Genomic DNA, 25,472 nt, shown 5'->3' on the forward strand with positions numbered 1-25,472 from the left:
CAAAGTCAGGCAATATTGTCGGGTATCAGTTGGCTTTCAACCCGTGTTATGCGGTCTTTGAGCAGTAATTTCCGTTTTTTGAGCCGTTGAAGGTACAGCTGGTCGATAAAAGTTGTCTCGTTGGTCATCCTGTTGATGACCGTATCCAGATCCCGATGCTCGCTTCGCAGTTCAAGAAGTTGCCCCAGTAGTGACTCGCGGTCTTGCATCATGGCGCTGGTTCTCCCTGTGTGCATCTGACTCGTGCATTCAATCGGATGGTCTGTTGTCGCACTTATGCTGCGGTTTACCAACCATGCATTGCCAAGCCAGTATGCGCAAACAGGAAAAAGTTCCATGTGTGCAGCGCATATCGGTATTCGGTGGAATATGAAAATAGCATGAAATTTTTGGCCGTCTGTACGCTAGCGTAAAAGAGTCACTAACCGAATGGAGGCAGCCATGGCGCGCCTAGCAAGGATAGAGTCCCTCAAACATCGCCATTTCCATATTGACCAGAAAATTGCTTCCGAAGGGGGCAGGCCCAGACCGGACGAGCGGGTTCTGATGTGCCTGAAGCTGCAAAAGCTCAGGATCAAGGAAGAAATAGAGCGGCTGGCGGGCTAAAAACGCAACGTGGTTCAGCCTGCCGCATGTGCGCACGTGGCAGGCTGAACCGGTAGGATTTTATTCAGCAGAAAAATCAAGATCGCCCGCGTCCAGTGCCGGTACCGGGATTTCCGCCCCTTCACGCTCAAGGCGTGCATTGGCATCGGCTACGGCTGCGTTCAGGTCGGTCTGGCTACACAGGCCAACGGTCACCGGGTCACGCGGTTTGATGTTGGGTGTGTTCCAGTGTTGCTTGTCACGCACCTTGGCAATGGTGTCCTTGGTGGTGCCCAGCAGTTTAACAATCTGCTGTTCGCTCAGCTGTGGGTAGTTGCGCAGCAGGAAGGCAATGCCGTCCGGACGGTCATGGCGTTTGGCAACCGGCGTATAGCGCGCCCCCTTTGAGCGGCGGCGTACGGGGTTGTTGGTGGCCAGAATTTTCAGCCGTGCGGTGGGCGTGGCCTCACAACGGCGAATTTCTTCAATGGCAAGCTGGTGGTTGGCAACGGGGTCGTACCCGACAATGCCCTGAGCGACCTCACCATCGGCAATGGCCTGCACTTCCAATGGGTGCATCCCGCAAAAAGCGGCAATCTGTTCAAAGCTGAGCGCGGTCTTTTCGATCAGCCACACAGCGGTTGCTTTTGGCATCAAGGGTAAGGTCGTCATTTGGCTTCTATCCTGTCGTCGGGCGGCGCTCACGCAGGCACCGGTAAAATTGACGGCCTGGAACCTCTTCCGAAGCCTGCGTGCCTGCCGACGCGCATCTATGCCCCCGATATGGAGGGAGCAGCCTGCTCAGGTCAAGCCGCAAAAGCACAACAAAAGAGGGAGAAAGCTGAGTTCCTCCCCCTTATTGGGTTTATACGGCGGGTTCAGGCCGCATTTGGCACGGGCGGGTTGCGTGCGGTATCGGTTGTTACAACCGTTGGGTTAGGGGCAAAGGGCGCACCAGTTGGCCGGGGCTGCCCGGCGGATGTCGCTGCGGGTTGGCTTGTGCTTTGCCCCGCATTGACCGGAATACGCCGTGGTTTGAGTGCCTCGGGCACAATCTGGCGGACACTAATGCGGAGCAGGCCGTTATTCATGTCCGCCCCCGTGACCTCCACGTGGTCAGCCAGCGCAAAGCGGCGCTCAAAGGCGCGGCGGGCTATGCCGCGGTGCAGCACTTCGCCCTCGTTCTGTGGGGCGCTTACACGGCCGGACACAACAAGTGTGCCGTCCTGGACCAGCAGTTCAATATCTTCCGGTGCAAAGCCCGCGACCGCCATGGTCAGGGCGTAACTGTCGCTCCCGGTCTTGGCAATGTCGTAAGGGGGGTAGCTGGGTGTGCCGGTGTTGCGGGCTGCGGTGTCCATAACCTGTGCCAGACGGTCAAAGCCGATGGCGGTACGGAACAGGGGCGCAAAATCGTAAGTCATGTGGAACCTCCTCGTTCAGCAAGGTTCTGCCGCTGAGCAGGTCCCATAAAGGCGGCCTGTCGGGGGCAGTTCTGTCTGGCTGACCCAATGGGGCGTCAACCATGCTCCAAACGTGGAAAGCCCCGCCTCCTTTTTCAAGAGGGCGGGGCCACAGACACACAACAGGACTGAAAGATCAGCCCTTGGAACGGGTGCCAATACCTGCAAAGCGCTTGTTGAACTTGGCGACCTGGCCCCCGGTGTCCATGATGCGCTGAACGCCGGTCCACGCCGGATGGGACTTGGTGTCAATGTCCAGACGGATGGTGTCACCAGCTTTGCCGTAGCAGGAGCGGGTGGTGTATTCCGTGCCGTCGGTCATGATGACGGTGATTTCGTGGTATTCGGGGTGAATGCCGGACTTCATGGGGCAGGTCTTTCTTTACAGCATACGAAGGCCCGATACCGACCGGGCCGAATTGCCGTGCATATAACGGTATGCGCGAGCCGGATCAACCGTTGATTGCGTATCTTTTACCCCTGATCGGCGTTCTGCCGTGGCTTTTGCGGAGCTTGCGTGCAGGGTGCGGGTACAGGCTGTGCTGTTTACTGGCCCGTGACACAAAGATTTTTTAATGTTTCGACAAGTAAGACTTGAGAAACAGCAACTCTGGCGGATACAGAGTTGAATATCTTTTGTATAAAATCCGATCAAAACAGGACAATAATTTATGGCTGACCTTAAAACTGACCTCAAGGCGCATGTGCGCGCACCAAGCTGGGTAGGTGAATTCCGCACCTTTATCATGCGTGGCAATGTGGTCGATCTGGCCGTTGGTGTGGTCATTGGTGCCGCGTTTACGGGCATTGTGAACAGTCTGGTCAAGGATGTGTTCAACCCGGTCATCGGTCTGCTGGTCGGCGGGATTGATTTTTCCAATCTGTTCGTCACCCTTAAAGGCCCGCACGAGACAACGCTGGAAGCTGCACAAAAGGCAGGGGCTGTTACCCTTAACCTTGGCCTGTTCGTAAACGCCGTTATCCAGTTCCTGATTGTGGCCATGGCCATTTTCTGGATGGTCAAGGCTTTGACCCGCCTGCATGTGCGTGAAGAGGCAAAGCCCGCAGCACCTCCCGCCCCCAGCCCGACGGAAGTGCTCCTGACCGAAATCCGTGATGAACTTGTTGCGCGGAACAACGCGCAGTCCACTACTCAGGGCTGAGGTACAGGCAGGCTTGTCAACACGGGTTGCGCCTTGGTGGTGTGTAGCCCGTGTTTTCGGCTGGTGGAATATGGGCTAGGCTTCTCACCATGATGCGTCCTGTATTCCATTTTGCCCGTAAAGCGCCGTTTTTTGCCGCCATGGCTGGCTTGGCCGCCCTTGCGGGGTGCCAGAGTGCACCATACCAGCTCCGGGTGGAGCAGACCCCCAGTACGCTGCTTTATAGTTACGCCATAGCCAACGGCATGGCTCGCGGGCAGTTGATGAGCGGCACCATGACCTTGCCGCAGATTGTCAATATAGTGACGGCAGACCGTGCGGCTCTGGGAGCCATTCTGCTTTTTCGCGACCATCCAAACAACAGCACGCTCATTGTGGCCGGACAGAAGGTGGAAGATTTTTTGGCAACGCTTGACCAGCCCGATACGCCGGGCCGCAGCGTTGTGATGTTGCCAGCGGGTGCTTCCTCTCCGCCAACTGGCCGATAAGGCATAAAAAAACGGAGCCATCTGATGGCTCCGTTTTTTTATGTTCAGGGCAGTTCGCTCTCAGGTCGCGGGGGTTGCGGCCTTGCCGCTTTTCGCACCCCGTTTCAGGCGGCCTTCTCCCATGAACAGCAGTAGCGGTGCTGCAATAAAGATGGAGGAGGACGTACCAACAACAATGCCAAACAGCATGGTCCATGCAAAACCCGACAAGGTCGCCCCGCCCCACAGAGCCAATGGCAGAGATGCCAGAAAGACCGTGGAGGAGGTCCCCAGTGTGCGGTTCAGCGTCTCGTTAATGGACAGGTTTATCAGGTCGATGAGCGGCATGGTCCGGTATTTGCGCAGGTTTTCACGCACGCGGTCATAGACCACCACCTTGTCATTGGTAGAGTAGCCCAGAATCGTCAGAATGGCGGCGACCATGACCAGATCAAACTCAAAGCCGGTAATCACCAGAAAGCCGACTGTCTTGGTCAGGTCGAGCACCAGCGTGATCACAGCACTCAGTGCGAATTCCCATTCGAACCGGAACCAGATGTAGCCCAGAATCATGGCAAGGCTGAGGGCAAGAGCCAGCATACCATTGCGGAACAGCTCGGCCGAGACCGAGGCCCCCACCGCATCAGCACGCAGGATGGTGGTGCCGGGCAGGGCCTCTGCCACGGTGTGGCGCACCTTGTCCACAATGGCCTGCGTATCCTGCTCCGAGCCTGCATCCAGGCGGATCAGCACGTCATTGGCCGAACCAAAGGATTGGAAGGAGGCATGCTGCACCCCGTGTTCGGCCAGAGCCGTACGGATTTTGGCAAAGTCTGCCGGGCCGGTGGTCTGGGCTTCCACCACAATCCCGCCCCTAAAATCCAGCCCCAGTGTCAGACCGGGGTGGAAGAACAGAACGAGTGATGCCAGCGAGAGCACGGCCGAGACGATCAGCCCCATATAGCGGCCGCGCATGAAGTTGATGTGCGTATCCTTGCGGACAAAACGCAGAAGAGGACGTCCGAACATAAGTAGCGCCTCGTTTCTTCAAACAGGCAGGCTGGTGGGGCGCGTACGCGCGTACCAGCGGGCCATAAGCATGCGGGAGAGCAGCAGGGTGGTGAACAGGGTGGTCACAATGCCAATGGTAATGGTGAGTGCAAACCCACGGACCGGGCCTGTGCCAAACACAAACAGCATCACATGGGCCAGCAGGGCCGTGGCGTTACTGTCCACAATGGTGGATGTTGCTTTTTCAAACCCTGTCTGCATCGCGGCCAGTGGGGTGCGCCCACGGCCGATTTCCTCGCGGATGCGTTCGTTAATAAGGATGTTGGCGTCCACGGCCATACCGAGTGTGAGTAGCATGCCCGCCATACCCGGCAGGGTCAGCGTGGCCTCAAAGAGCGAGAGAATGGCTACCATCAGCACAAGGTTGGCTAGCAGGGCAAAGTCCGCGTACCAGCCAAAGCGGCCGTAGAACAGCACCATAAAGACCACGACCATAACAAAGCCGACAGCAAGGCTGATCATCCCTGCGCGGATGGAGTCCGCCCCCAAGGATGGGCCAATGGAGCGCTGCTCAATAACGCTCAGCGGGGCGGGCAGTGCGCCTGCGCGCAGCATAAGGGCAAGGTCTGTTGCCTTCTGGGCATCAAACCCGCCGGTAATCTGGCCATTGCCCCCGGTTATGGGGCTCATGATCACCGGAGCTTCGATAATCTTGTTATCCAGCACAATGGCGAATCGCTTGCCCACATTGGCCTGCGTCACGGCAGCAAAAGCGTGTGTGCCAATCGAATCGAAAGAGAAGCTGACCGCCCATTTGCCGCTCTGCTGGTCAATGACCGCTCCTGCATTGGTCAGGTCGGAGCCATCGACATCCACATGGTCAAAAACGGGCAGGGGGCCACCGTCCGCCGGGTCGGCCATCTGGAGCAGGCTCACACCCTGTGGTGGGTAGGTTGCGTGCAGCGGATTGGCGTCTACCAGATGGAAGCTCATCTTGGCAGTGGTGCCCAGCAGCGCCTTGATCCGGTCCGGATCGCTGATGCCGGGGAGTTCCACAACAATGCGGTCATCACCCTGACGGGTAATTTCGGGGTCAACGGCGCCTGTGCCGTCAATACGGCGGCGCACGATTTCGATCGACTGGGTAACGGCCTCACGCGCACGGGTGCGAATGGATTCGGGTGCCAGCACCAGAGCAATGCTGCCATCTTCACGCTTGCTGACGCTGAACTCGTTTGTAACGGCGCGGGGCAGGGCGTTCAGGGCCGCCACATCCGCATCAGCCTCGGCTGCGGAGCGGGGGGTAAAGGTGATGGTGGCCTTGGCCGCATCGACCGTAATGTTCTGGTAGCCCAGATGCGCACCAAGCAGCGCATCGCGCATGTTCTCGGAGAGGGTCTGCAACCTGTCATGGGTCAGGCTTTGCAGATCAACCTGCATGAGCAGGTAGGAACCGCCCCGCAGATCCAGTCCAAGATGGATCTGTCGCCATGGTATGGAAGGGAGCGGCTTGCGCATGCCGTTGGGCAGGCACAGCAGCAGGCCTAAAAGGCATACGCCCAGTACCGAGGCCAGTTTGAGGCGGCTGTAATACATTCTCACCTGATCGCTTGCAGTTTTGCTGCCCGGAACATGCCGCCCAACCCCAACAGATGCAACCCGTTCGCGCGTTTATGGGTGGATTACCGTGCTTTTTCGTTCATTTCGCGTGGCTCTGGCGCATCACCCGGCGGCAAATGGGGGTGGGCATGGCAGATGTGCCGCAACAGGGCGGCTTGTTTGCATTCGGGTGTGGGCCTGCTACGCCTTGATGGGGCCAAAAACTGGCCACATCAGGCAAGGGCGGTAACAGATGAGCACAACGCTGCGTGTAGGGGTTATTGGGGCAGGGCATTTTGGGCGGTACCATGCCCTGAAAATACGCGACGTACCGGGCGAGAGCCTGTCCGGCCTGTTTGACCCAGACCCCGCCCGTGCCCAACTTGTTGCGCGGGAGGCAGGCTGCCCCGCCGTTGCGGACGTGGATGCCCTGCTTGCCCAGTCCGATGCTGTGGTGGTGGCGGCTCCTGCGGAATTTCATTTCGATCTGGCCGTGCGCGCATTGCGGGCAGGGCGGCATGTGCTGGTGGAAAAGCCGGTGGCGGCAACGCTTGAGCAGGCGGACATGCTGGTCACGCTTGCGCAGCAGAGTGGGCTTGTCTGCCAGGTCGGGCATCTGCTGCGCTATTCCGCCGAGCATGAGGCCATAACCCGGCGCATTACCCGGCCACTCTACATAGAGGCCACGCGCATAGCGCCCTACAAACCGCGTGGGACGGATGTGTCGGTTATTCTGGACCTGATGATCCATGATCTGGATCTGGTTCTGGCCATTGTGGACAGCCCTATTGCGCAGGTGGATGCGCTGGGTGCGGCGGTCAGCTCCGCTCATGAGGACATCGCCAATGCGCGCGTACGGTTTGAAAACGGCTGCGTGGCCACCATTACCGCCAGCCGCATATCGCTCAAAACCGAGCGGCGGATGCGCCTTTTTTCCGAAGAAGGGTATCTGTCCGCCGATTTTGTAAAGCGGGAGTTGAGCATGATCGGGCGCGAGCGCGGTCTGCCGCTGCCGGGCACCGATGGCTTCCGGCGTGAGAGCATAAGCTGGAAGGAGCATGATTCGCTGTTTGCGGAGCATCAGGCGTTTGTTGCCTCCTGTGTGCATGGGGCCCCCGTTGTGGTGGATGCGCTGGCCGGGCGGCGCGCTCTGGCCGCGGCTCTGGCCGTGGCGGATGGTATTGCCTCCTCGCGCGCTCTTATGGAGCAGTCCGGGCTGATCCGGGGGCGTTGAAAAAAGAGGGCGCTGAGGAAGCGGGAGGAAACAGCCGTTTTTGAAAGAGCAAGTCTAAAATTGGTCAAATTGGGCAAAAAAAAATCTAGATATGGGGGCAAAGTAGAGTAAGAAACGCGACATATGGTGTGTCTGGCCAAGCCACGGCACAAACCCCATCATCGTTCGTAAAAACCGGAGAGCAAGAGCCATGAGTCTGATCGACGTGCATGAGAATGACGTTCGTCGTTCCCATTCAGGAGCATCAGGCTCGGTGGAGGAGCCGGACCTGTTTGGCGCGGAGCAGATGCCGGATATGGTGCAGCTGCCCGGCCACCATCAGGTGCGTGTGGATCGCTCGCGCGATGCGCTGCTGACCCTCTTTGGCAAGGCCACGCTGGATAACCGCTACCTGCTGCCTGATGAGAGTTATCAGGACCTGTTCGGGCGTGTCGCGTCTTATTACGGGGCCGATGCAGCTCATGCCCAGCGGATTTATGACTACATCAGCCGCCACTGGTTCATGCCTGCAACGCCTGTGCTCTCCAACGGTGGTACAACGCGCGGCCTGCCCATTTCGTGCTTTCTCAACGAAGCGAATGACAGCCTCAAGGGCATTGTCGATCTGTGGAACGAGAATGTGTGGCTGGCCAGCAAGGGCGGGGGTATTGGCTCGTACTGGGGCAACCTGCGTTCCATTGGCGAGAATGTGGGCCGTAATGGCAAAACATCGGGGGTTATTCCCTTTATCCGCGTGATGGACAGCCTGACTCTGGCCATCTCTCAGGGTTCGCTGCGCCGTGGGTCGGCGGCAGTCTATCTGCCGGTCTGGCACCCCGAGATTGAAGAGTTCATAGAAATCCGGCGCCCAACCGGGGGGGACCCCAACCGTAAGGCGCTTAATCTGCACCACGGTATTCTGGTGTCCGACGCGTTCATGCGCGCGGTGGAAACAGATTCGGAATGGGCGCTACTCTCCCCCAAAGACAACTCGGTTATCCGCAAGATTTCGGCGCGCGGGCTGTGGATTCGTATCCTGACCGCGCGTATGGAGCAGGGCGAGCCTTATATTGTTTACTCCGACCACGTAAACAACGCGCGCCCCGAGCACCACAAGCTGGCCGGGCTGGAGGTCAAAACCTCCAATCTGTGCTCCGAAATTACGCTGCCCACGGGCATAGACCATCACGGCAAGGCGCGTACGGCGGTGTGCTGCCTGTCCTCCCTCAACCTTGAGACATGGGACGAGTGGTCGGATAATCCTCAGTTCATTGAGGATGTCATGCTCTTCCTCGATAATGTGTTGCAGGACTTTATCGACCGCGCACCCGAGGATATGGAGCGGGCCAAATACGCGGCCATGCGCGAGCGCTCCGTGGGGCTGGGGGTTATGGGCTTCCACTCCTTCCTTCAGGCCAAGAACGTCCCGTTCGAGAGCGTGATTGCCAAGGTCTGGAACCGCAAGATTTTCAAGCACATCCGTGAGCAGGCAGATGCGGCCTCCCGCCATCTGGCCGATCTGCGCGGTGCCTGCCCCGATGCTGAGGAATATGGCGTCAAGGAACGCTTTTCCAACAAGATGGCCATTGCCCCCACGGCTTCCATCTCCATTATTGCAGGCAATGCCAGCCCGGGGATCGAGCCGATTGCGGCCAATGTGTTCTTGCAGAAAACCCTTTCCGGCTCATTTACGGTGCGCAACCGCCACCTGCAGAAGCTGCTGGAAGAAAAAGGGCAGGACACGCCGGAGGTATGGTCCTCCATCACCACCAGCAAGGGGAGCGTGCAGCATCTGGATTTCCTGACCCAGCAGGAAAAAGATGTGTACAAAACGGCGTTTGAGCTGGACCAGCGCTGGGTGGTGGAACATGCCGCCGACCGGCAGCCCTTCATCTGTCAGGCGCAGTCGGTCAACCTGTTCCTGCCCGCAGATGTGCATAAGCGCGACCTGCACCAGATCCACTATCAGGCATGGAAGAAGGGGCTGAAGTCCCTCTATTACTGCCGCAGCCTGTCCATCCAGCGGGCGGATACGGTGAGCAACGTGCTCAGCAAGTCCGAAGTTCTGGGGGCAGGTGTTGCCGAGCAGGCGGCAGCCGAACATGCCGCTGCTGGCAATAATTATGACGAGTGCCTGGCCTGCCAGTAAGGGCTGGCCGGTCGGTATCTGTTTTTTTTTAGAAGGTGTGCGGCGCCTCCGCTGGGGGCACCCGCCCGATGGAGGCACAATGAGCGAGCACAAAGCCGGACAGCAGGAGCAGCAGGAGCAGCGTTTTGACCTGCTTACAGCCAACCCGGTGTACAAGCCGTTTCGGTACCCGTGGGCTTATGATGCATGGCTGACGCAGCAGCGTGTGCACTGGCTCCCCGAGGAAGTGCCTCTGGCGGATGACGTCAAGGACTGGCACCGCGTGCTCAACGAGAGCGAACGCCACCTTGTAACCCAGATTTTCCGCTTCTTCACCCAGTCGGATGTGGAGGTGAACAACTGCTACATGAAGCACTACAGCCGGGTGTTCAAACCCACTGAAGTGCTGATGATGCTCTCTGCCTTCTCCAATATCGAGACCATCCATATTGCCGCGTACAGCCATCTGCTGGATACGCTGGGCATGCCGGAGGAAGAGTATTCCGCTTTCCTTAAGTACAAGGAAATGAAGGATAAATACGATTACATGCAGTCCTTCAACGTGGACAGCAAGCATGAGATCGCAAAGACTCTGGCAGCTTTTGGCGCGTTTACGGAAGGGCTACAGCTTTTTGCCTCGTTTGCGATCCTGCTCAATTTCCCGCGTTTTAACAAGCTCAAGGGCATGGGGCAGATTGTGTCGTGGTCGGTGCGTGATGAGACCCTACACTGCCTGTCCATCATCCGTCTGTTCCGAGTGTTTATTCAGGAAAACCCCCATATCTGGACAGCAAAGCTGCAGCAGGAACTGACAGATATCTGCAAAACCATTGTTGAGCACGAGGAGGCCTTTATTGACCTCGCGTTTGAAATGGGGCCGGTGGAAGGGCTGGATGCGGCTCAGGTCAAAACCTACATCCACTTTATTGCCGACCGCCGCCTGACCCAGCTTGGGCTGGACCCGGTTTACAACACAACCACAAACCCGCTGCCGTGGCTGGACGACATGCTGAATGCGGTTGAGCACGCCAACTTCTTTGAAAACCGCTCGACCGAATACAGCCGCGCCTCCACCATGGGAACGTGGGAAGAAGCGTTTGAAAGCTCGGTCTTCGCGTAAAGCGGGGCTGGGCTTCCTTACAGGCCGGGCAGGGCCGTGCCGTTTTCCAGCACGTCGCGTGCCTGCGGCGTAAAGGCTCCGTCCGCCTCATGCAGGGTGAGCCCGGCCAGGACACGGGCCGGGCTTTTAACGCCCAGACGTGCCTGCACAAGCAGGATACGCGCCTCGCGGTCTGTTTTGGGCCAGAAGGGGTAGAGTGTTATCCCACCAAAACCATTGGCGCTTAACTCAGCAACAGCTCTGTCTGTCAGTGCGGTGGGGAGGGCGAGTGTCAGGCTGCCTTTGTGGCGCAGGATGGACGCAGCCCCCTTAACCCATAAAGGCAGGGTGTGCATGCCCATTCTACGGGCAAGGTCGCGCCGGGGCTCGGGCGAGGCAGTGCCCGTGGTGGCGTGCCACGGTGGGTTGGTCATGCAGTGGTCAAAGCGCAGGTGCTCTGGCACCCCTTCGGGGAAAGATGCACCAAGAATGCTGACCTGCTCTTTTTTGTTGGCCAGCAGGTTGGTGCGGGCCAGTTCGGCTGTTTCAGAGTCTTTTTCTATGCCGGTGCCATGCAGGTCTGGTACGCGGTGCATCAGGCATAACAGCCCTGCACCTGCGCCGCAGCCGACCTCAAGCACATGCTGGCCATGGCGGGCAGGTACGGCAGCGGCCATAAGAATAGGCTCAAGCCCGGTCCTGTAGCCTTGCTGGAACTGGCTATAGGCGATACGTCCACGCAAAAGCGTGCCGTGCGAGGTAGCAGGAAGGTGGCTTGATGGTGCTTGTTGCATCATTGTATCTGGCTGGCTTGAATGTGTTGGTGCTTGACCGTTTTTCAGGTGCCTCGCATATAAGAGAACGTCAACTCATCCCATGGCCGGGGGAATAGCATTTGGGTGTTGCAGTCAGTCTGTCGGAAAAGGACAGCACCGCGAGCCAGGATGGATCTGGAGTTTCTGTGAGTAAACCAGGGGAAGCTGGCCTTAGAGCGCTGGCTGATTATCTTGCTACGGACATGCAGGCCTGCAATCAGGTCATTGTGGACCGTATGCAAAGTTCTGTTGCACTTATTCCGCAGTTGGCGGCCCACCTTGTGGCCGCTGGCGGCAAGCGTCTGCGGCCGCTGCTAACGCTCGCCTCCGCACGTCTGTGTGGCTACAACAATCAGGACGGGCGCATGCGGCATGTGGAAATTGCCGCCTGTGTTGAGTTCATTCATACGGCCACGCTGCTGCATGATGATGTTGTGGACGACAGCCAGTTGCGGCGTGGCCTTGCCAGTGCAAACGCCATTTTTGGCAACAAGGCGTCTGTTCTGGTGGGGGACTTCCTGTTCGCCCGTGCATTCCAGATTCTGACAGCCGATGCCTCGCTGGATGTCATGGCGATTCTCTCCGCTGCGTCCGCAACGCTGGCAGAGGGTGAGGTCATGCAGATGACCACACAGAATGACCTTTCCACATCTGTTGACCAGTATCTTCAGGTTATTTACGGCAAAACTGCGGCGTTGTTTGCCGCAGCCTGCGAATCCGGTGCCGTTCTTGGTGATGTCACGCCGCAGGCGCGCGAGGCCCTGCGCGTTTATGGCGCCAATCTGGGCATGGCCTTCCAGCTTGTGGATGACGCGCTTGATTACTCAGCCGATCAGGCTGTGCTGGGTAAGGAAGTGGGGGACGATTTCAAGGAAGGCAAGGTCACTCTGCCGGTTCTGGCGGCCTATGAGGCCGGGAGCGAGGAGGACCGGGTTTTCTGGCGGCGTGTGATCGAGGAATGCGAACAGCAGCCAGAAGATCTGGACGCTGCATTGCTCCGTATTGCCCAGACCAATGCCATTGGCATTACCCTGAGCAAGGCGGAAGACTACGCAACTCTGGCCCGTCAGGCTTTGCAGGATTTTCCTGATAATGATCTCAAGGCCATTCTGCTTGAGACGGCCAGCTACTCCGCAAGCCGCGCCAGCTAGGTTGCGGCGGCCTGTTTGACAGCTCCCCGAATGTTCCGGTGTTCAGGCCGGGCAGGACGGGGTGGCAGTCTGATCATCCCATAAACAGATGTCATTAAAACCGTAGGCGGGGAGTTGTGCCGCCAGTGCCTGTGCATCCTGCGGGCGAGCGGTAAAAAATGCCTGCTCGGGGCGGCGTGCGCTGTCGGCTGCTATTGGCGGCAGGGTTTGCAGGACCGTGCATGTCTGGCGGGCTACAGCGCCCGCCGGGTCCAGCCAGCTAATGCCCGGTGGTGCCAGCTTGCGGAGCAGGTCCAGTACAAAGGTGTAATGGGTGCACCCCAGCCCTATTGCATCCAGCCGTGCGGAATCGGGGTGCTGGAACAGCCCCTCAATATCTTTGTAAATGGCGTGCTCAGAAACACTCTGTCCCCGAAAAACCTGCTCCGCGTAGCTTGCCAGATGGGGGGCCGCGTGGGCGATCAGGGTGCATTGTGGCGCGTAAAGCGCATGCAGGCGGGACAGATACGGGCGGCGGATAGTCGCCCGCGTGGCCAGCAGGCCAATAACACCGGTTTTTGTCTGGCGTGCCGCCCAGCGAATGGGGGGGACGCAGCCAATAAACGGAACAGTGGGACATGCTGCGCGCAGGGCATCCAGCGCCAGCGTGCTGGCCGTATTGCACGCAATAATCACAGCCTGAGGCCGCAGACGGGCAACAGCAAGGCAGATAAGGGAGATAATGCGCTCGGTAAGGAGCGCATCATCTTGTTCGCCGTAAGGAAAAACAGCCGTGTCGGCCAGATAATCCACCCGGATATGGGGGGAGAGTGCCCGTATGGCCCGCACAATGCCCAGTCCACCAATGCCTGAATCAAACGCCAGAACACGGTAGGGAGCAGACAAGGCGGGGCCAGACGTGTGCACGGTTGTTATTTGTCCTTGCGGGCCTTGAACTCAGCCGCTTCTTCAAGGCTGCCAACACCACCACGGCGGGCGGACCAGCCACAGGGGTCTTCCAGAAAACGCCGGACTTCGGACGCAGCTTCTTCAGAGAAGTAAGGGCGGCTTGAGCAGGCTTCCAGCACATCCCACCATGTGCACAGGGAGTGCAGGGCCACGTTCATGTCCGTCAGGGTCTGCTGGGCCCCGGGGAAAACGCCGTAGTAGAACACCACAAAGGCATGGTTCACAATGGCGCCTGCATTGCGCAGGGCATTGGCGAACTGCACCTTGGAGGCGCCATCGGTAGTCAGGTCTTCTACCAGCAGGGTCCGCATGTTTTCGGGCACATCGCCTTCAATCTGGGCGTTGCGGCCAAAACCTTTGGGTTTTTTGCGCACATAGGCCATAGGCAGCAGCATGCGGTCTGCCATCCATGCCGCAAATGGAATACCGGCTGTTTCGCCGCCGACAATGGCCTCAAGGCTTTCGTAGCCTACGTGGCGACCGATTTTTTCCACACCCAGTTCCACAATTTTGGCGCGGGCGCGGGGGAAGAAGATAATCCGGCGGCAGTCAATATAAACAGGGGACTTCCAACCCGATGTCAGGGTGTAAGGCTCTTCGGGGCGAAAGTTGACTGCCTTGATTTCAAGCAGCAGGCGTGCGGTGGTGAGGGCGGCATCACGATCCCATTCGCTGGTCTCTCCAGTGGGAGAGGCAATGCCTGCTGGCGACATCATGGCAGATTCCTTGAGGTTAGGGTGGTTGAAGTCGCATTGGCATACCCCTAGCCGTGCCGAAAATCCATGCCTCATCGCCGGGTATATGTGATTTGCTGCCCGATACAGGGCGGGAAAAGGCGCAATGAGCCAGAACTATGGAAAGCCAGCATGTATCAGCGGGTTGTGATTTTATGTGTAAAGTAAATTACAACTTAATCCTTGCGTCAGTTAAAGATGTGGCGTCTAATCGCGCAAGTTGAGATTGGTTATCAGTTAAAGGTCAATGTCGTGGCTATAGAAGCAAGTCGGATCGCACGGAAATGCGAGCGGGCCGTCATCACGGCTTACACGGAACTGCGCGAAGTGGGGACGGAAGACGTTACGGCGTTTAATGCCTGCACCACCCTTTACCGCATCCACCACCCCGAATCGTCGTTGAGTGAAGCACGTATGCTGGTCTCCGAATGGATTGACCACCACATGGTACGCAAGGCCGATGGCCCCACGGCAGGCTGCAACTGCGCCTGAAAAGCCGAACCCGGCCACGTAGCTGGTGTGGCAGGTTAAATGACTGTGGCGGATGCCCATGCCGAGCATGAGCATCCGCTTTTTTTTATGCTCTACAACGGATGGAAAGCTGCTGGGTTTGCTAACCCCATAAAAAAAGTCTGGCCCGTATTGCTACGGGCCAGACTTTTACAGACTACCGGGTGGTCTGATGTTCAGCGTTTGTCAAAAGCCACAAAATCCCGCTCCGTCGCACCCAGATACAACTGGCGTGGCCGGCTGATGCGCTGGCCCGGTTCCTCAATCATTTCTTTCCACTGGCTGACCCAGCCGGTCGTCCGGGCCACGGCAAACAGCACGGTGAACATGCTGGTGGGAATGCCCATGGCCTTGAGGATAATGCCGGAATAGAAATCCACATTCGGGTAGAGCTTGCGCTGCACAAAGTAATCATCGCTCAGGGCAATGTTTTCCAGCTCAACTGCCAGATCAAGCAGCGGATCATCCTTGATGCCCAGTTCCTTGAGCACTTCATGGCAGGTTTGCTGCATGATTTTGGCGCGCGGGTCAAAGTTCTTGTACACGCGGTGGCCAAAGCCCATGAGCTTGACGCCACTGTTCTTGTCTTTGACCTGAGCGATAAAGCTGGGAATATTTTCCTTTTTGCCAATATGGGCCAGCATTTTCAGCACGGCTTCGTTAGCACCACCATGGGCAGGCCCCCATAGGGCGGCAATCCCGGCGGCAATGCAGGCAAAGGGATTGGCCCCGGTGGAGCCCGCCAGACGCACGGTGGAGGTGGAGGCATTCTGCTCATGATCGGCATGCAGGATCAGGATCCGGTTCATGGCGCGGGCCAGAACAGGGTTGACCTTGTAGGGTTCGGACATGCGCGCGAACATCATGGACAAAAAGTTTTCCGCGTAATTCAGGTCATTGCGCGGGTAAATAAAGGCATCGCCCTGCGTATATTTGTACGCCCATGCCGCAATGGTCGGAATTTTGGCAATCAGGCGCATGGCCGCGAGTTCGCGGTTTTCGGGAATGGCAATGTCGCTGGCGTCGGGGTAAAAAGCCGAAAGAGCGCCAACCGTGCCACACAGAATTGCCATTGGATGCGCATCACGCCGGAAACCGTTGAAGAAGTTACGGATCTGCTCATGGAGCAGGGTGTGGTTGGTCAGCGTGGAAGAAAACGTATCGTACTGCGCTTTGTTGGGCAGTTCACCATTGAGCAGGAGGTAGATCACCTCTTCGTAGGATGCGTTTTCCGCCAGTTGGGCAATGGGGTAGCCACGGTGCAGCAGAACACCTTTATCGCCGTCAATAAACGTGATCTTGCTGTTGCACGAGGCCGTCTCGCCGTAACCGGGGTCAAACGTGAACACTCCCAACTCTGCGGGCAGTTTACGAATATCGATGACATCCGGCCCAAGTTTGCCAGAAAGTACGGGCATCTCGGCGGTTTTGCCACCGATCGAAATGGTAGCGGTGGACTGCTTACCCTCGTTCTGCGACACGCTCATGGTGTTTCCTTTTGCATAATGGGGTCACGGTCGCGGCTGCGGCCTGCTGTTTGAGTGTTGTCTCCCATTCGAGAGCAAACAAAAAGGTTCATCCCGATAAACCGCGCGTTATCACGCGCTCAAGTCGGCAGAAAACCGGGGTTTTTTATCTCAGGGTCGCGTGAATGTGTGCAAAATCAGGTCCATGTCGCAGCCGTTGGCCCATGAGCTCTGGTCGGGAGTTACGTCGCTGCCATGCATTTTGAACACGGCGAGCGAGCCGGGTGCGAATCCCTGATCAAGGGTTTCGTTCTGGCTGTCGAGCCCACGGGCAAACTCGGAAATGCCGGGGTTATGCCCGATGAGCAGAACGGTGCGCGCCTGTTCTGGCAACTGCTGTAACGCCAGAGCCAGTGCGCTCGGTGTGGCCTCGTATATTTCGGGGCATATATGCACATGGGCCTGCGTGCTGGCGTGTTGGGCACTCTGTATACCCGCGAGTGTCTGCCGGGTGCGTATGGCCGGGCTGCACAGGACCGTATCGGGGAGCAGGTTATTGTCCCGCAGCCAGATGCCGCAGCGCATGGCGGCCTGCTCTCCATCCTGTGTCAGAGGGCGGGCCATGTCGGATTCGGGAGAAAAATTGCCCAGATCCGGTTGTGCGGCCTCGGCATGACGGAGGAGAATAAGGCGGCGGGGCGTAGGAACAGCGCACATAAGATCACATGAGGTTATGGTGTGGAGGAGGCAGGGGACGCCGACTCAAGGGCTATGGCCTCATGGTGGCGAATGACTTCGTGGATGATGAAGTTGAGAAACTTCTCCGCAAAGTCGGGGTCCAGATGCGCGTCTTCGGCCAGTTGGCGCAGGCGTGCGATCTGCTGTGTCTCCCGCGCCGGGTCAGCGGGGGGGAGTTTGTGGAGCGCTTTAAGCGCACCAACAGCTTTGGTGCAGCGGAAGCGCTCGGCCAGCATGGCAACAAGGGCTGCATCAATATTGTCTATGCTGCGGCGGAGGTCCTGCAGGGCTTCCGGGGGGCACGGCTGGTTTGTCACGGTGATCTGGGTCTCTGGCTGCTGGGGAAAAACATTATGGAGGCGTTATAAACGGGTCACGTCCAAACGTTAACAGACATAAGCTGTTTCTTCCACAGGTGGAAAAGGCAGGTCCACCCATGCCAGATGTCCGCCTTTGCCAGCCCCCGTATCCACAAAGATAGCCCGCCCACCGGCCCGGCCCGGAATGGTCAGTGGGCAGCCATTGGTCGAGCGCTGGTCATGCCCGCAGTAAACAGTATAGCCGTTGGGAATATGGTTGACCCAGTTGAGCGTGCGCTCGGGGTAGCCATCGGCCTGCATACGGTTTGTGGTCTCGCCAAACAATGCGCGGGAGAGCAGGTAGGTTACGCGCGCCAGCGGGGGTGGGGGCGGCTCGTTCAGCATATGTGGCTCAAACGCGCCGTGCACAAAAATGGTCCTGCCCATGACCAGCCATGCCGGGGCCTGCTCAAGTGCTGGCAGTACATCGCGCAGCACATCCGCATTGTCCGGGGCCATGAGCTGGGCCAGCGTGTCGTCCAGATGGGGGGATGAGCGGAGTTTTTTGCCCATGAGCGCCCGGCCAAGCTTGCGGTCGTGGTTGCCAATCAGGAACAGGCCGCGCCCTTCGCGCTTGACCTGCAACATCAGGCGCAGAACGCCAGCACTGTCTGGCCCGTAATCCACCAGATCTCCCAGCTGGATGATAAAACGGTCCGTGGCTATGGCATGGCGGAAGGCTTCTATATCCCCATGCACATCGCCCACAATGCGGAGTCCTTTTCGCATTGCGTTCTTCACGTTTTCGTCATGCAGGGTATCCGTGAACATGCCATCCATACCTGTTCTTTTCTTACCTTCATGTAGGCTTTTCGAGCGAAAACAGGAACGGTTCTGGCAAGTTTTTTTTGGAAGGGGCATACGCATGCACAAGTATGTGACGCGCCAGAGGGTTCTGTTTGAGCATAGGGTGCAAGAGCTTTCAGGGGCGGAAACAAGCCTGAAAAATGCGGAAGAGGGTATGGTCCACAGCATGGTGGCGCGCTGGAACTGCGTGGTGTCTGGTGCAGCAACGCCGTGGGGAATGGCCCTTTTTCGTGTGTTCGGAACAGTTTGAGAAGAAAAACAGGAAGGCCTCTCATGACAGAGCGCATTCGCAACGTCGCGCTGCGTAGCAAGGTTTGCCCGGCAGAGGCCGCGGCAAAGCTGATCCGAAATGGTGACGTAGTCGGCACCAGCGGTTTTACAGGCGCAGGCTACCCCAAGGCGGTGCCTACGGCACTGGCCCAACAGATGGAAGCCGCCCACAACCGTGGGGAAGAGCACCGCATCAGCCTGATTACGGGCGCATCAACCGGCCCGCAGCTTGATGGCGAGCTGGGCAGGGTTGACGGTGTTTACTTCCGGTCTCCGTTCAATACCGATGCCGCCATGCGCAACCGCATCAACTCCGGCGAGACGGATTATTTTGACAACCACCTCGGTCAGGTTGCCCTGCGTGCCCATCAGGGCAACTACGGCAAGTTTGACGTGGCAGTGGTGGAAGCCACGGCCATTACCGAGGAAGGGGGCATTGTACCCACGTCCTCCGTTGGCAACTCGCAGGCTTTCCTCGACCTGGCCGACAAGGTCATTATCGAGGTAAATGAATGGCAGCACCCGGGGCTGGAAGGCACGCACGATGTGTGGGACGGCAACAGCTACGGCAATGCCCCGCGCGATGTGATTCCGCTCTCCCGCGCTGACCAGCGGATTGGCCGCACCTTCCTTAAGGTGGACCCGGCTAAAATTCAGGCCATCGTGCGCACCAATGACAGCGACCGTAATGCCCCCTTTGCTGCCCCCGATGGTACAGCCAAGGCGATTGCGGGCTATCTGCTTGATTTTTTTGAGCATGAAGTCAAACAGAACCGGCTCCCCCCTTCGCTGCTGCCCTTGCAGTCTGGCGTTGGCAATGTTGCCAATGCGGTGCTGGACGGCCTGAACGAAGGACCGTTTGAAAATCTGGTGGGCTTTAGCGAGGTCATTCAGGATGGCATGCTGGCCATGCTGGATTCCGGCCGTATGCGTATTGCCTCGGCAACCTCGTTCTCTCTCAGCCCGGAAGCGGCGGAAGAGATTAACAACCGGATGGATTTTTTCCGTTCCAAGATCATCCTGCGCCAGCAGGACATCAGTAACAGCACCGGTGTAATCCGCCAGCTGGGCTGTATTGCCATGAACGGTATGATCGAGGCGGATATTTACGGCAACGTCAACTCCACCCGCGTCATGGGGTCCAAAATGATGAACGGTATTGGCGGGTCGGGTGATTTTGCCCGTAACGCCTACCTGTCCATCTTCTTGTCGCCGTCCACAGCCAAGGGTGGCAAAATCTCGGCTATTGTACCTATGGCGGCCCATGTGGACCACATTATGCAAGATACCCAGATTTTTGTGACCGAGCAGGGGCTGGCGGATCTGCGTGGCCTGTCACCCGTCAAGCGGGCTCAGGCCATTATCGACAAATGCGCACACCCGGACTACCGCCCGATGTTGCAGGATTATCTGGACCGCGCACGCAGGGATTCTTTTGGCAAGCACACACCGCATCTGCTGACCGAAGCCCTGTCCTGGCACCAGCGGTTTATTGAAACAGGGTCCATGCTCCCCGCGTAATCGCGGCAGGCAGGATCGTGCTTCAGGCCCCCATCCTTGCAAGCAGGGTGGGGGCTTTTTTATGGGGCGATATTGCCCGTTATTCGGAGTGGGTCAGCGCGGAGGACGGCAGCGTCAGCGACGTAGTCAGCTGGTAGGGCTGGTGCGTGATGACAATATCGACAGGCCGGTTTGCCAGAAAGTCAGCCGTAGAGACTTTGGCGGAGGGAGTATCGGTAATAATAGCCTGCGCATCCCGGTGCACCATTGAAAACAGGCTTGGTGCTGCGGAGGGGGAAAGATAAGCCGCGTAAGGGTGATGCCCCGCTATGCGGTGCGCATTATAGGCATCCCGCTCGGAATTGATGGGGATGGCGACCATAACCTTGGAATCGGCCTGAAGAACGGCAGCCGTGCTTTTGTAATCCGCAGGAACAAAAATGACCCGGTCACGCATATGGGCCTTGGTGACTTCAAAAGCGACTTCCAGCGGGTTGGCGTCATGCAGGTCGAGCATGAGCAGTGTGTTGGAGTGGCGGGCCGTATCGAGCACACTGGCCAGAGTGCTGCTGCCCGGCTCCACGGCAACCTGCCCGTTTGCGCCACTTGTCAGGCCAAGGCGCACCATACCCGGCTGCCCAATGGAAGATACGGTGGCAGCCTGTGCAACATTTTGCGTGCCACTATTGCTGGCGCACACAATAAGCCCATGGTGAATGCGCGCCATAATGCCACTGGTCTTGGTGTGGTGAATGGCCAGTACTGCAATGGATGCAGCACACAGGGTCGCAGCAAAGGCAATTTTTTTCAAACATCTGTGCGAGGTTGTGGCACCACAGCAGACAGATATGTCAGCTCCCTTTTCAGGATATGACATGAGTGGGTTCCTTGTCCTTCTGGCCGACCATGGAAGCCGCTTTAGCCAGATCAACAGAAAGAACGCGGCTTACTCCGCGCTCCTGCATGGTTACACCAAAAAGCTGGTCCATATGGGCCATAGTGAGCTGGTGGTGTGTCACAACCAGAAAACGCGTACCGGCTTCTGCCACCATGTCGGCCAGCAGGGCGCTAAAGCGGCCTACGTTGGCGTCATCCAGTGGGGCGTCCACTTCGTCCAATACGCATATCGGAGCAGGGTTACAGCGGAAAACGGCAAAAATCAAGGAAAGGGCGGTTAAAGCTTGTTCACCTCCGGAGAGGAGGGAGAGTGTGGCCAGTTTTTTACCCGGCGGCTGGGCATAGATTTCCAGCCCCGCTTCCAGCGGATCATCACTGCCGACAAGGCCCAGATGCGCACGCCCCCCGCCAAACATGCGGGTGAAAAGGGACTGAAAATGCTGGTCAACCTGTGTGAACACGGCCATTAGCCGCTCCCGGCCTTCCTTGTTGAGCGCGCCAATGGAGCCGCGCAGCCGGTTTATGGCCTCTTCCAGGTCGGTCATTTCGGCCCCAAGGGTCTGGGCCTGGGTGGAGGCTTCCTCCGCCTCCAGCTCGGCACGCAGGTTGACCGGCCCCATGTCATCACGCTCGCGGCTCAGGCGGGCAATCTTGCGGCGTAGGGAGGTCTCGGCCCCTTCCGTCAGGTCCGTGGTGGGCTGTCTGGGCGGGGCGGGTGAGTCGGCCAGAAGCTGGTCCAGAATGGCCTGCGCCTGCTCGCTTTTGCCTTCGGCCTTGAGCAGGTTCTCACGCGCAGTGGCCAGTTCTCCCTCGGTCTTGCGGCGTTGCTCATGCGCATTGTTCAGGGCCGCTTCGGCTTCGGCGCGCAGGCGGTCAGTCTGGGTAAAGTGTTCTTCAGCCTCTTCCAGCGCGGCCAGTGTGCTGGTTTTTTGCTGTTGGGCCGCAGTGGGGAGGGCTGAAACCCGGTTATGGTTGGCGCGTGCGCTCTCCAACCGTTGGAGGGCGTTGGCGTTGTCCGCTTGGGCTACGGATTCACGCGCGCTCCATTCGGCCTGTGCGGTTTCCAGTGTGCTGAGCCGCTCGACCAACGTGCCAGATTCGGCCTGAAGAGCAGCCCGTAGTTCGCGCGCTTTATCCAGCTCTGCCAGCAGGTCAGCCCGCTGGGTGTGCAGGTTTTCCAACCGGGTCTGTGCATCTGCGGGAATGGCAGCCAGTGCGGCTTCCAGAGCGGCACGGGCGGCATGGAGGTGCTGTTCGGCATCCGCATGGTCTGTGTGCAGTTCTGCCTGCCGTGGGGTCAGGCCCGCCAGACGGCTGCGCAGGGTCAGAGCCTGCTCCTGCAAGGTTCGGTACGCCTGTGCGGTCAGGCTGACCTGCTCATCTGCGGCTGTGGTAATCCGGGTTGCGTCCTGTAGGGCCGCATTGGCTGCATTCAGTCTGCTCTGGGCCTCGCGCAGGGCATCTTGTGTCTGCTGCACGGACTGGGCCGAAGCCAGCTTGCCTTCAAGCTCGGAGACAGAGGTGGCCTCGGTCGCCAGATTATGCCGCAGGCGTTCAAGCTCCGGGGTTAGTGTGTCCAGCCGGGTTGTGGCGGAGGCATGCTGCTGCCGGGTCTGGGCGAGCTTGTCGTGCGCGGTCTGTGCTGCGGCCTGCGCCTGCTTGAAAGCCGCATGCGCCTGCTGCTCGGCAGCCTGTGCCGCGGTGTTTTTGTCCCGTGTGAGAGCGAGTGCTGACTGGATGTCCTGTAGGGATGGCAGGCTCTCATACGTGCTTAGGGCACTAGCCAGTGTCGCCTGCGATTCGGTCAGGGCGGATTGTGCACGCTCATGCTGGGGCAGTATGGCGTCCAGCCGGGCGCGGTACGAGGCATGGCGGCGCTCTGCCTCGGTCTCCTGCGCGCGAGCTTTTTGCAGGGCCTGTTCCTGCGTGTGCCGTGTGGTCCGGAGTTCCGCCAGCAGGGATTCATTGGTCTGCACGGCTGTGGTGCAGGTGCTCACATGCTCCTGTGCTGCGGGCAGGTCGGCCTGCAGGGCCGTAATACGTAACTGTGTTTCGCGCAGGACGCGGCGTTGGGCCAGCCTGCGGGCGGCTGTGCTGGTTCTGCCCGCATGGGCGTAAAAACCATCCCATCGCCACAGGTCCCCCGCGACCGAGACAAGGCATTGCCCCGGCACCAAAGCCTGCTGGAGTGCGCGAGCGTCTGCACCATCAGGCAGTAGTCCGGTGGACAGCAGCACCCGGTCAAGCTCCGGTGGGGCTGTTATGTGGGCTTTAAGCGGCTGTGCACCACCGGGTAGGGGCGGCAGGGGCGTGGAGGGGAGGAGTCTCCAGCCCTGTGTGGCGGCGGGGTCTGCCGGGGCATCCAGCCCTTCGGCCAGCGCGGCGGCCAATGCGCTCTCATATGCCTCGGGCACCGTGATCTGGGCAGAAACCGGGTTTTCCGCCGCATCACTGTCCTGCCCCAGTGCCTGATCCAGCCCTTCGGCCTGTGCCTGTAGGCGGGTCAATTCGGTCTGGAGCGTGCTGTGCGCCTCACGCGCGCTGTTTTGCCGGGCTTTGTGGTCGCTCAGCGTCTGTTCGGCCTGCTCCAGTGCGGTACCCGTCTGGGCCAGTGCATTTTCATGTTCAATGCGGGCCTGCTTGGCCTCTGCCACAACGGTGTCGGCAATAGCCTCGGCCCGGACCTTGTCCAACTCGCGCGTCAGGGCCTCTGCCTCAAGCTGGGCGCGCTGTTGCGTTGTGCGGGCTGTACGCAGGGCCTCGGCCACGCTGCGCTGGTGTGCTTCGGCCTCCTGCGCGTTCCGGCTGGATTCAGTAAACTCCGTGCTGGCTGCGCGGCGTTCTGCCTCAGCTTTTTCCTGCGTGTGGCTGGCCTGTTCCAATGCAGCCGTTGCGTGCTCGCTCTGTGTCTGCAAGGTCGTCAACAGCTCTGGGCTGACGCGTGCGGCCAGTGCCTCCGCATGGCGTTTTTCGGCCACGTTCAGCTCGGCTTGCAGGGACTGCATGCGTTGGCGGGCCTGCTGTAGATTTTTTTGCTGCGCGTCCTGTGCCGTCTGCGCGGCCTGTGCATTGTTCTGGGCAATGGGCAGGTCAATTGCGCATTGTCCGTAAAGGCGTTCAGCCTCCTCCTGCGCAGTTTTTGCCGCCTGCTGGGCAAGGACTGCCTGCTCGGCGGAGTGCTGCGCCGTGCTCAACGCCTGTTCGGAAGGAAGTTGCCCCTCCAGTTCCGCCAGTTCGGCCTGAATGGCACTGAGCGCCTGAGACACCCGCTCATGTCGACTGCGGGCGCTGTCAAGCCCTTCTTCTGCCCGCTCTTTGCCTGCATGGGCTGCGTTTAACTCGGCTGTCAGCCCGGCTAGTGCCTGTTCGGTCTTCGCCTGCCGGGTACTCAGGTCGCGTAGCTGCTGTTCGGCCTCGGCTGTGCGGGAAGGCAGGGAGTTCCGGGCGGCCAGAACTTCGGCCATGTCTGCCTTCAGGCGCTCCAGTGTGGCCAGTACGTCCTGCAGGCGGGTCTGGGCGGCCTGAGCATCGCTCTCGTGCTGCTGGAGCAGTTCGGCTGCGGCCTGAGCCTGCGCTGCTGCGCGCTCTTCCTCCCGCACGACTCCTTCGGCCAGAACGCGGCACCGTTCGAGCGCTGTACGGGCCAAATCGGCTTTTTCGCGCAGGGCGGGCAGGGCCTTGGTGGCTTCAAATTCAGCCAGTACGGCGGTTTCTGCAGTTTCTTCGTGTTCGCTCAGGCTTTTGCGCGCCTGTGCTGCGGTGGTGGCTGCACGCTCTACGGCCAGTCTGGCGCGTGCATGCAGGACCGCGAGCAATTCGGTTTCCGCCTCTCTCAGCGCTGCGGAAATTTCGCGGTAGCGTGTGGCCTCGCGCGATTGTTCGGCAAGGCCGTTCAGCCGCTCGGTCAGTTGCACGCGGCGGTCTTCGGCGCGGGTTAAGTTGCCTTCGGTTGCGCGGAGTTTGATCTCGGCTTCATGCCTGCGGGCGTGCAGGCCGGTAATGCCTGCCGCTTCTTCCAGAATGCTGCGGCGCTCTTCGGGTCTGGCACCCACCAGCATGGCCACCCGGCCCTGACTGACCATGGCGGAGGAGCGCGCCCCCGATGCCAGATCGGCAAAAAGGGTCTGCACATCGCGCGCACGCACGGGGCGGCCATTAATGCGGTAATCGCTCCCTGACCCGCGCTCGGCTCTGCGGGTAATCTGGAGTTCATCCAGATCTGCAAAGGCCGCAGGGCCAAAACCCTTTGTGCCTTCCAGTGTTACAGTGACCTCGGCCAGTGAGCGGGCTGGCCGCCCGGCTGTGCCTGCAAAAATAAGGTCATCCATTTCCCCCCCACGCAGGGAGCGGGCGGAGGATTCGCCCATAACCCAGCGTAGTGCTTCCACCACGTTGGATTTGCCGCAGCCGTTGGGGCCTACAACGCCGGTCAGTCCGGGGAGTAGCTCCACGGTTATGGGGTCGGCAAAGCTTTTGAACCCCACAATGCGGAGGCGAACAAAACGAACCGTCATACAGATCTGCGTTTTTCTGGTCGGGAGGGCTGACT

General features: G+C 59.1%; 25 protein-coding genes. 10 read left to right on the top strand and 15 right to left on the bottom strand.

The window, feature by feature from the left end; translation table 11 throughout:
- Window positions 1–5: 5 nt before the first annotated feature.
- Window positions 6–212, bottom strand: a complete 207-nt coding sequence (locus HK26_RS03900; protein WP_025824960.1) for a YdcH family protein — start codon at window positions 210–212, stop codon at window positions 6–8.
- Between the two features lie 229 nt (window positions 213–441).
- Here HK26_RS03900 and HK26_RS03905 point away from each other — a divergent pair, with 229 nt between their 5' ends.
- Window positions 442–606 (top strand): YdcH family protein, encoded by a 165-nt coding sequence (locus HK26_RS03905; protein ID WP_081774700.1) that lies wholly within the window; start codon window positions 442–444, stop codon window positions 604–606.
- A 60-nt stretch (window positions 607–666) separates the two neighbouring features.
- Here HK26_RS03905 and HK26_RS03910 read toward each other — a convergent pair whose 3' ends face one another.
- The 3 genes from HK26_RS03910 to rpmE all read right to left on the bottom strand — a co-directional run bounded on the left by HK26_RS03910 (window position 667) and on the right by rpmE (window position 2,415).
- Window positions 667–1,257 carry a DUF1013 domain-containing protein gene (locus HK26_RS03910; protein ID WP_086638544.1) on the bottom strand — a complete coding sequence of 197 codons (591 nt, stop codon included), beginning with the start codon at window positions 1,255–1,257 and terminating at the stop codon, window positions 667–669.
- 206 nt (window positions 1,258–1,463) lie between these two features.
- Entirely contained in the window at window positions 1,464–2,009 is a 546-nt protein-coding gene (locus HK26_RS03915) for an Hsp20 family protein (protein WP_257640843.1), read from the bottom strand.
- 175 nt (window positions 2,010–2,184) lie between these two features.
- A complete protein-coding gene (gene rpmE, locus HK26_RS03920) occupies window positions 2,185–2,415 on the bottom strand; it encodes a 50S ribosomal protein L31 (RefSeq protein ID WP_086638545.1) in 231 nt (76 codons plus the stop codon).
- 304 nt (window positions 2,416–2,719) lie between these two features.
- On the opposite strand from rpmE, the gene mscL reads away from it, so the two are divergent.
- Both mscL and HK26_RS03930 read left to right on the top strand, forming a co-directional pair.
- Window positions 2,720–3,211, top strand: coding sequence for a large conductance mechanosensitive channel protein MscL (gene mscL / locus HK26_RS03925; RefSeq protein ID WP_086638546.1), 492 nt, complete (start codon window positions 2,720–2,722; stop codon window positions 3,209–3,211).
- An 89-nt stretch (window positions 3,212–3,300) separates the two neighbouring features.
- Window positions 3,301–3,699 (top strand): hypothetical protein, encoded by a 399-nt coding sequence (locus tag HK26_RS03930; protein WP_086638547.1) that lies wholly within the window; start codon window positions 3,301–3,303, stop codon window positions 3,697–3,699.
- Window positions 3,700–3,759: 60 nt separating this feature from the next.
- Here the strand turns inward: HK26_RS03930 and secF are convergent, their stop codons facing one another.
- Together secF and secD are read right to left on the bottom strand one after the other, a co-directional pair.
- The gene (gene secF / locus HK26_RS03935) at window positions 3,760–4,707 is read right to left on the bottom strand and encodes a protein translocase subunit SecF (protein WP_086638548.1); all 948 of its coding nucleotides are present in this window, start codon (window positions 4,705–4,707) and stop codon (window positions 3,760–3,762) included.
- A gap of 18 nt (window positions 4,708–4,725) precedes the next feature.
- Window positions 4,726–6,291: a protein translocase subunit SecD gene (gene secD / locus HK26_RS03940; protein ID WP_180539303.1), complete on the bottom strand. Its 1,566-nt coding sequence runs from the start codon at window positions 6,289–6,291 to the stop codon at window positions 4,726–4,728.
- Window positions 6,292–6,541: 250 nt separating this feature from the next.
- Here secD and HK26_RS03945 point away from each other — a divergent pair, with 250 nt between their 5' ends.
- From HK26_RS03945 to HK26_RS03955, 3 genes are all read left to right on the top strand, one after another.
- Window positions 6,542–7,522 carry a Gfo/Idh/MocA family protein gene (locus tag HK26_RS03945; protein ID WP_086638550.1) on the top strand — a complete coding sequence of 327 codons (981 nt, stop codon included), beginning with the start codon at window positions 6,542–6,544 and terminating at the stop codon, window positions 7,520–7,522.
- A gap of 190 nt (window positions 7,523–7,712) precedes the next feature.
- Window positions 7,713–9,650, top strand: a complete 1,938-nt coding sequence (locus HK26_RS03950) for a ribonucleoside-diphosphate reductase subunit alpha (RefSeq protein ID WP_086638551.1) — start codon at window positions 7,713–7,715, stop codon at window positions 9,648–9,650.
- 79 nt (window positions 9,651–9,729) lie between these two features.
- Window positions 9,730–10,749 (top strand): ribonucleotide-diphosphate reductase subunit beta, encoded by a 1,020-nt coding sequence (locus HK26_RS03955; RefSeq protein WP_025824977.1) that lies wholly within the window; start codon window positions 9,730–9,732, stop codon window positions 10,747–10,749.
- A 17-nt stretch (window positions 10,750–10,766) separates the two neighbouring features.
- On the opposite strand, the gene HK26_RS03960 is transcribed toward HK26_RS03955, so the two are convergent.
- Window positions 10,767–11,525, bottom strand: coding sequence for a tRNA1(Val) (adenine(37)-N6)-methyltransferase (locus HK26_RS03960; RefSeq protein ID WP_257640844.1), 759 nt, complete (start codon window positions 11,523–11,525; stop codon window positions 10,767–10,769).
- 98 nt (window positions 11,526–11,623) lie between these two features.
- Here HK26_RS03960 and HK26_RS03965 point away from each other — a divergent pair, with 98 nt between their 5' ends.
- Window positions 11,624–12,694 carry a polyprenyl synthetase family protein gene (locus tag HK26_RS03965; RefSeq protein ID WP_086638552.1) on the top strand — a complete coding sequence of 357 codons (1,071 nt, stop codon included), beginning with the start codon at window positions 11,624–11,626 and terminating at the stop codon, window positions 12,692–12,694.
- A 42-nt stretch (window positions 12,695–12,736) separates the two neighbouring features.
- Here HK26_RS03965 and HK26_RS03970 read toward each other — a convergent pair whose 3' ends face one another.
- On the bottom strand, window positions 12,737–13,600 hold the full coding sequence (locus HK26_RS03970) for a glutamate racemase (RefSeq protein WP_086638553.1): 864 nt from the start codon (window positions 13,598–13,600) through the stop codon (window positions 12,737–12,739).
- A gap of 5 nt (window positions 13,601–13,605) precedes the next feature.
- Complete coding sequence (locus tag HK26_RS03975) at window positions 13,606–14,358, bottom strand: orotate phosphoribosyltransferase (RefSeq protein WP_025824985.1); 753 nt, start codon at window positions 14,356–14,358, stop codon at window positions 13,606–13,608.
- Window positions 14,359–14,628: 270 nt separating this feature from the next.
- Here HK26_RS03975 and HK26_RS03980 point away from each other — a divergent pair, with 270 nt between their 5' ends.
- Entirely contained in the window at window positions 14,629–14,868 is a 240-nt protein-coding gene (locus tag HK26_RS03980) for a hypothetical protein (protein ID WP_086638554.1), read from the top strand.
- A 194-nt stretch (window positions 14,869–15,062) separates the two neighbouring features.
- On the opposite strand, the gene gltA is transcribed toward HK26_RS03980, so the two are convergent.
- The 4 genes from gltA to HK26_RS04000 all read right to left on the bottom strand — a co-directional run bounded on the left by gltA (window position 15,063) and on the right by HK26_RS04000 (window position 18,220).
- Window positions 15,063–16,373, bottom strand: a complete 1,311-nt coding sequence (gene gltA / locus HK26_RS03985) for a citrate synthase (RefSeq protein WP_086638555.1) — start codon at window positions 16,371–16,373, stop codon at window positions 15,063–15,065.
- Between the two features lie 150 nt (window positions 16,374–16,523).
- Window positions 16,524–17,069 carry a SixA phosphatase family protein gene (locus HK26_RS03990; RefSeq protein WP_086638556.1) on the bottom strand — a complete coding sequence of 182 codons (546 nt, stop codon included), beginning with the start codon at window positions 17,067–17,069 and terminating at the stop codon, window positions 16,524–16,526.
- Between the two features lie 14 nt (window positions 17,070–17,083).
- Window positions 17,084–17,413, bottom strand: a complete 330-nt coding sequence (locus HK26_RS03995) for a chorismate mutase (protein WP_086638557.1) — start codon at window positions 17,411–17,413, stop codon at window positions 17,084–17,086.
- Window positions 17,414–17,476: 63 nt separating this feature from the next.
- Window positions 17,477–18,220, bottom strand: coding sequence for a metallophosphoesterase (locus HK26_RS04000; protein ID WP_086638732.1), 744 nt, complete (start codon window positions 18,218–18,220; stop codon window positions 17,477–17,479).
- Between the two features lie 94 nt (window positions 18,221–18,314).
- Between HK26_RS04000 and HK26_RS04005 the strand changes: the two genes are divergently transcribed.
- Window positions 18,315–18,506, top strand: a complete 192-nt coding sequence (locus HK26_RS04005; RefSeq protein WP_086638558.1) for a hypothetical protein — start codon at window positions 18,315–18,317, stop codon at window positions 18,504–18,506.
- A gap of 23 nt (window positions 18,507–18,529) precedes the next feature.
- Window positions 18,530–20,047 carry a succinate CoA transferase gene (locus HK26_RS04010; protein ID WP_086638559.1) on the top strand — a complete coding sequence of 506 codons (1,518 nt, stop codon included), beginning with the start codon at window positions 18,530–18,532 and terminating at the stop codon, window positions 20,045–20,047.
- A 79-nt stretch (window positions 20,048–20,126) separates the two neighbouring features.
- Here HK26_RS04010 and HK26_RS04015 read toward each other — a convergent pair whose 3' ends face one another.
- Window positions 20,127–20,837: a hypothetical protein gene (locus HK26_RS04015; RefSeq protein WP_257640845.1), complete on the bottom strand. Its 711-nt coding sequence runs from the start codon at window positions 20,835–20,837 to the stop codon at window positions 20,127–20,129.
- A gap of 52 nt (window positions 20,838–20,889) precedes the next feature.
- Window positions 20,890–25,437 carry a coiled-coil domain-containing protein gene (locus HK26_RS04020; protein ID WP_086638561.1) on the bottom strand — a complete coding sequence of 1,516 codons (4,548 nt, stop codon included), beginning with the start codon at window positions 25,435–25,437 and terminating at the stop codon, window positions 20,890–20,892.
- Window positions 25,438–25,472: the final 35 nt, after the last annotated feature.

Origin of the sequence: Acetobacter okinawensis, from assembly GCF_002153655.1 — a bacterium.
In the GTDB taxonomy this organism is placed as follows: Bacteria; Pseudomonadota; Alphaproteobacteria; order Acetobacterales; family Acetobacteraceae; genus Acetobacter; species Acetobacter okinawensis_A.

Excerpts from the sequence above, each read along its gene's own strand:
- HK26_RS03900 (WP_025824960.1), bottom strand. The coding sequence starts at position 212 with ATGATGCAAGACCGCGAGTCACTACTGGGGCAACTTCTTGAACTGCGA.
- HK26_RS03905 (WP_081774700.1), top strand. The coding sequence starts at position 442 with ATGGCGCGCCTAGCAAGGATAGAGTCCCTCAAACATCGCCATTTCCAT.
- HK26_RS03910 (WP_086638544.1), bottom strand. The coding sequence starts at position 1,257 with ATGACGACCTTACCCTTGATGCCAAAAGCAACCGCTGTGTGGCTGATC.
- HK26_RS03915 (WP_257640843.1), bottom strand. The coding sequence starts at position 2,009 with ATGACTTACGATTTTGCGCCCCTGTTCCGTACCGCCATCGGCTTTGAC.
- rpmE (WP_086638545.1), bottom strand. The coding sequence starts at position 2,415 with ATGAAGTCCGGCATTCACCCCGAATACCACGAAATCACCGTCATCATG.
- mscL (WP_086638546.1), top strand. The coding sequence starts at position 2,720 with ATGGCTGACCTTAAAACTGACCTCAAGGCGCATGTGCGCGCACCAAGC.
- HK26_RS03930 (WP_086638547.1), top strand. The coding sequence starts at position 3,301 with ATGATGCGTCCTGTATTCCATTTTGCCCGTAAAGCGCCGTTTTTTGCC.
- secF (WP_086638548.1), bottom strand. The coding sequence starts at position 4,707 with ATGTTCGGACGTCCTCTTCTGCGTTTTGTCCGCAAGGATACGCACATC.
- HK26_RS03945 (WP_086638550.1), top strand. The coding sequence starts at position 6,542 with ATGAGCACAACGCTGCGTGTAGGGGTTATTGGGGCAGGGCATTTTGGG.
- HK26_RS03950 (WP_086638551.1), top strand. The coding sequence starts at position 7,713 with ATGAGTCTGATCGACGTGCATGAGAATGACGTTCGTCGTTCCCATTCA.
- HK26_RS03955 (WP_025824977.1), top strand. The coding sequence starts at position 9,730 with ATGAGCGAGCACAAAGCCGGACAGCAGGAGCAGCAGGAGCAGCGTTTT.
- HK26_RS03960 (WP_257640844.1), bottom strand. The coding sequence starts at position 11,525 with ATGATGCAACAAGCACCATCAAGCCACCTTCCTGCTACCTCGCACGGC.
- HK26_RS03975 (WP_025824985.1), bottom strand. The coding sequence starts at position 14,358 with ATGATGTCGCCAGCAGGCATTGCCTCTCCCACTGGAGAGACCAGCGAA.
- gltA (WP_086638555.1), bottom strand. The coding sequence starts at position 16,373 with ATGAGCGTGTCGCAGAACGAGGGTAAGCAGTCCACCGCTACCATTTCG.
- HK26_RS03990 (WP_086638556.1), bottom strand. The coding sequence starts at position 17,069 with ATGTGCGCTGTTCCTACGCCCCGCCGCCTTATTCTCCTCCGTCATGCC.
- HK26_RS04000 (WP_086638732.1), bottom strand. The coding sequence starts at position 18,220 with ATGTTCACGGATACCCTGCATGACGAAAACGTGAAGAACGCAATGCGA.
- HK26_RS04005 (WP_086638558.1), top strand. The coding sequence starts at position 18,315 with ATGCACAAGTATGTGACGCGCCAGAGGGTTCTGTTTGAGCATAGGGTG.
- HK26_RS04010 (WP_086638559.1), top strand. The coding sequence starts at position 18,530 with ATGACAGAGCGCATTCGCAACGTCGCGCTGCGTAGCAAGGTTTGCCCG.
- HK26_RS04020 (WP_086638561.1), bottom strand. The coding sequence starts at position 25,437 with ATGACGGTTCGTTTTGTTCGCCTCCGCATTGTGGGGTTCAAAAGCTTT.